Below are 3,632 nucleotides of genomic sequence, written 5' to 3'. Positions count from 1 at the left end.
CTTATAAGTAATAAAGCACAAAGCATGCCAAATAATTAATCATTAAAATACAGTAGGTTAACTTTAATTTGTGTGAGTCAGAGTTTTGACAACCCTAAGCTCGCAGCGCAAACTTAGGGTTTATAGGAGGTTATGCAGGGAGTGAAATACCTAAATCGCGCATTTGCGCTAGTTTATAACGTAAAGTTCGTGGGCTTATGCCCAACGTTTCGGCAACGTCTTTACGCTTACCTTGGCAACGTGCAAGGGTTTCTAAAATAATGCGATGCTCTTTGTCTTTAAGCTCATCTTTATAGCTACCGGTATCTGCCGCTAGCAAATCTTGTTTAGGCTCATCCTCTGCATGCGATTTTTCATCATAATATGCAGAGCTTAACGTGCTTTTATCAACACCTTTATCTGCGTGAGCTAATTCTGTTGGCGATACAGTTTGCGCCGGTGCCAATGAAGGCTCCATAACAAAGTTATTAGATACTAAGTTTTCGATAAAAATAGCATGCTCGTTTATTGTATCGCCACTTCGCAGTATAAGTGCACGCTGTATAACGTTATCAAGTTCGCGCACATTACCAGGCCACGCGTGAGCCAGTAACTTTTGCTCGGCAGCTTTATCTAAATACGCCATAGGCTCCTTGCTTTTACTTATATGGCGCTCAATTAAATGCTTAGCCAATACAATAATATCGCCAGGGCGTTGGCACAATGGACGCCACATAAGTGGAAAAACATTAAGCCTGTAATATAAATCTTCTCTAAACTGATTTTCAGACACGGCTTCTTTTAAATCACGATTACTGGTTGCCAAAATACGTACATCGAGCTGAATTGTTTTACGCCCCCCTAAACGCTCTACTTCACGTTCTTGCAGTACGCGTAAAAGTTTAGCTTGTAGTCCTAAGTCCATTTCAGTAATTTCATCAAGTAAAATTGTACCGCCTTGTGCTTGCTCAAACTTACCCGGACATGCTTGAATCGCCCCCGTAAAAGCCCCTTTTTCGTAACCAAATAACGTGGCTTCGAGCATATTTTCAGGAATAGCCGCGCAGTTAATCGCTACAAATGGCTCATTACATCGGCTCGACTTATCATGAATATAACGCGCAAGTACTTCCTTACCCGAACCACTTGGGCCAAGTACCATTACACTTGCATCAGAGCGTGCTACTTTACTTGCAAGCTCCAATAATTGAATACTAGTTGGATCAGCAACAACGGGGCCGTCGGTTTCTTTTGCTTTTTCAGGCAAATAACGGCTCACCATATTTAACAGCACTTCAGGTGCAAATGGTTTTGCCATGTAGTCAATTGCACCTAGGCGCATGGCCTCTACCGCATCGTCAATTGTGGCATACGCCGTCATCATCAATACAGGTAAATCAGGGTGGTTTAATTTAATACTGCGTAGTAAATCAAGTCCACTCATTACGCCCATTTGCACGTCGCTTACAACAAGCGAAAATTGATCTTTTTTAAGCAGTAACATTGCTTGCTCAGCGCTGCTCGCTGCAACACATTCAATACCCGACATTTCAAGGGTATCTATTAAGGCTTCACGAAGCCCTGCGTCATCTTCGACAACTAAAATAGTGTTACTCATAATGACCCCTCTAATTTAGATGTTGCCTTAATAGGCAGTAACAAGCTAAAGCAGGCACCACCATGCGTATTATTAGTCACATCAACACGGCCTTGGTGCGCACTAGCCACCGAACTCACTACAGCAAGCCCTAAACCTGTGCCCTGACTTTTTGTAGTAAAAAATGGTTCAAAAATTTTATCGCTTTGGCTTAAATCAACACCTGGGCCATTGTCGCTCACACTAATACGAACCATATCTAAATCTTTTAAATCTCTTTGTGCGCTAATTTTTACTTTTGCGCCACCGCCAATAACTTGAATACTATTGTGCACTAGATTTTGAATAGCACTGGCCAATGCCGTTTTATTACCAACTATTTGTATATCGGGTTCTGGTAAGCTTACATCTAGCTCACTTTCATTAAGTGCGACCATCGCATCAGCACCTGCTTTAACTTCTGTTAAAAGCTGCTGCATTGAAACTTGCTCAACAACTTGCTGATCGCCACTTTTAGCAAATAACAGCATGTCGTTTACTTGAGTTTCTAAATCTTTTAAACGCGACATTAACTTTGTTTGAAAATTATCGCGAGATGCTTCGGGTAAGCGCTTTGACCCTAAATTAGCAGCATAAAGCATAGCGGCTGAGAGCGGCGTACGGACTTGATGCGCTAATGATGCAACCATTTTGCCCAGCGCGCTTAATCGCTGCATATGTGCAACACGTTTTTGTAAGCGGCGAGTTTCGGTTAAATCCGTCATTAAAATAAGTTGCCCAGGCTCTGGTGCTAAAGCAGTAATATCAAGTTTTATTAGGCGTCCGTCTTTTAAAGACACTTCATGGCCATCATCTTGATGTGGCCTAAAAGAGCGCTGAATAACATTAAACCAGCGTTCGCCTTCAAGTGGCTCGCCAAGCATATCAATCGCTATTTGATTCGCTTTTGCAACCAACCCTTTGCCATCAAGTACAACCACACCTGCTGGCATGGTATCGACCAAGTGCGAAAGCCAACTTGCTTGCTTGCGCAGATCGCTTAATTCACCAATGTACTCCTCTTGAAGTAAACATGGGTTATACTGATTTGCAGAAAAAAACTGTGGTTTTAGCACGCTAGCAAGGGCCATAATCAAATCTCGAATTGATGTAGATACATGTCTAAATGCACGATTTATACCAAAATTTATTTACATACTTATCATTAAGTTACATCAATAATTTGAGCGACATAAAAATGACGCACACAAAAAGGAATAATAATGAGTGAGCAAAAAAAGTGCCGTTGCCCGTGGCTCGACACCACTAAACCCGACTACGTTATTTACCATGATGAAGAATGGGGCGTCCCTCTTTATGATGATACAAAGCTGTTTGAATTTATCACTCTTGAATCAGCGCAAGCCGGCTTAAGCTGGTACACAATTTTAAAAAAGCGTAGCGGTTACAAAAAAGCATTTGCTAATTTTGATGTAAAAAAAGTAGCACAATTCACACAAGATGACGTTGAGAGACTAATGCTTGATGAGGGTATTGTGCGCAATCGCTTAAAAATTGCGGCAACTGTTAACAACGCAAAGTGCTTTATAGAAATACAAAAAGAATTTGGAAGTTTTAGTTACTACCAATGGCAGTTTGTCGATAATAAACCGATTATAAGTAATTTAAATAACGCTGAGGACTACCCAGCAATTACAGAGGCATCAACTGCATTTGCTAAAGATTTAAAAAAACGGGGTTTTAAGTTTTTAGGCCCAACAACGGTATATGCGCATATGCAGGCCTGCGGCATGGTTAACGATCACAGTAATGATTGTTTTAGGAAAGAAGAAATTATTAAGACTTTTAGTGAGTAAGTGAATTATAACCATAAAAGTGATTAGTTCACAAAGAGGTTAAGAGACGCTGCGCTTTAGAGAAGTAAAGCGTAAGTTGACTATGGTTTCTCATTTACCCTCGTTTTTCTCTTTGTGAAATAACGTTTTATTTAAATGATTAAAAGCTACGCTTTTCACGCGAGCAAGCTCAGCGTCTACCGCCAAGGTTTAAGTTTGGG

General features: G+C 40.8%; 3 protein-coding genes. 1 reads left to right on the top strand and 2 read right to left on the bottom strand.

Translation table 11 applies throughout. The features are described from left to right. Positions 1-130: 130 nt before the first annotated feature. Positions 131-1,597 (bottom strand): sigma-54 dependent transcriptional regulator, encoded by a 1,467-nt coding sequence (locus H5072_RS14480; RefSeq protein WP_182693915.1) that lies wholly within the window; start codon positions 1,595-1,597, stop codon positions 131-133. Then, positions 1,594-2,706, bottom strand: a complete 1,113-nt coding sequence (locus tag H5072_RS14475) for a PAS domain-containing sensor histidine kinase (RefSeq protein WP_182693914.1) — start codon at positions 2,704-2,706, stop codon at positions 1,594-1,596. Before H5072_RS14475 ends, H5072_RS14480 begins: the two co-directional genes overlap by 4 nt. A gap of 132 nt (positions 2,707-2,838) precedes the next feature. Between H5072_RS14475 and H5072_RS14470 the strand changes: the two genes are divergently transcribed. Beyond that, entirely contained in the window at positions 2,839-3,432 is a 594-nt protein-coding gene (locus H5072_RS14470; RefSeq protein ID WP_182693913.1) for a DNA-3-methyladenine glycosylase I, read from the top strand. Positions 3,433-3,632: the final 200 nt, after the last annotated feature.

The organism is Pseudoalteromonas sp. SR45-5 (assembly GCF_014163565.1).
Classification (GTDB): Bacteria; Pseudomonadota; Gammaproteobacteria; order Enterobacterales; family Alteromonadaceae; genus Pseudoalteromonas; species Pseudoalteromonas distincta.
This window is presented reverse-complemented; position numbering and strand designations above follow the sequence as displayed.

Bases quoted from the DNA above. Each gene is read 5' to 3' on its own strand.
- H5072_RS14480 (WP_182693915.1), bottom strand. From the start codon at position 1,597: ATGAGTAACACTATTTTAGTTGTCGAAGATGACGCAGGGCTTCGTGAA.
- H5072_RS14475 (WP_182693914.1), bottom strand. From the start codon at position 2,706: ATGGCCCTTGCTAGCGTGCTAAAACCACAGTTTTTTTCTGCAAATCAG.
- H5072_RS14470 (WP_182693913.1), top strand. From the start codon at position 2,839: ATGAGTGAGCAAAAAAAGTGCCGTTGCCCGTGGCTCGACACCACTAAA.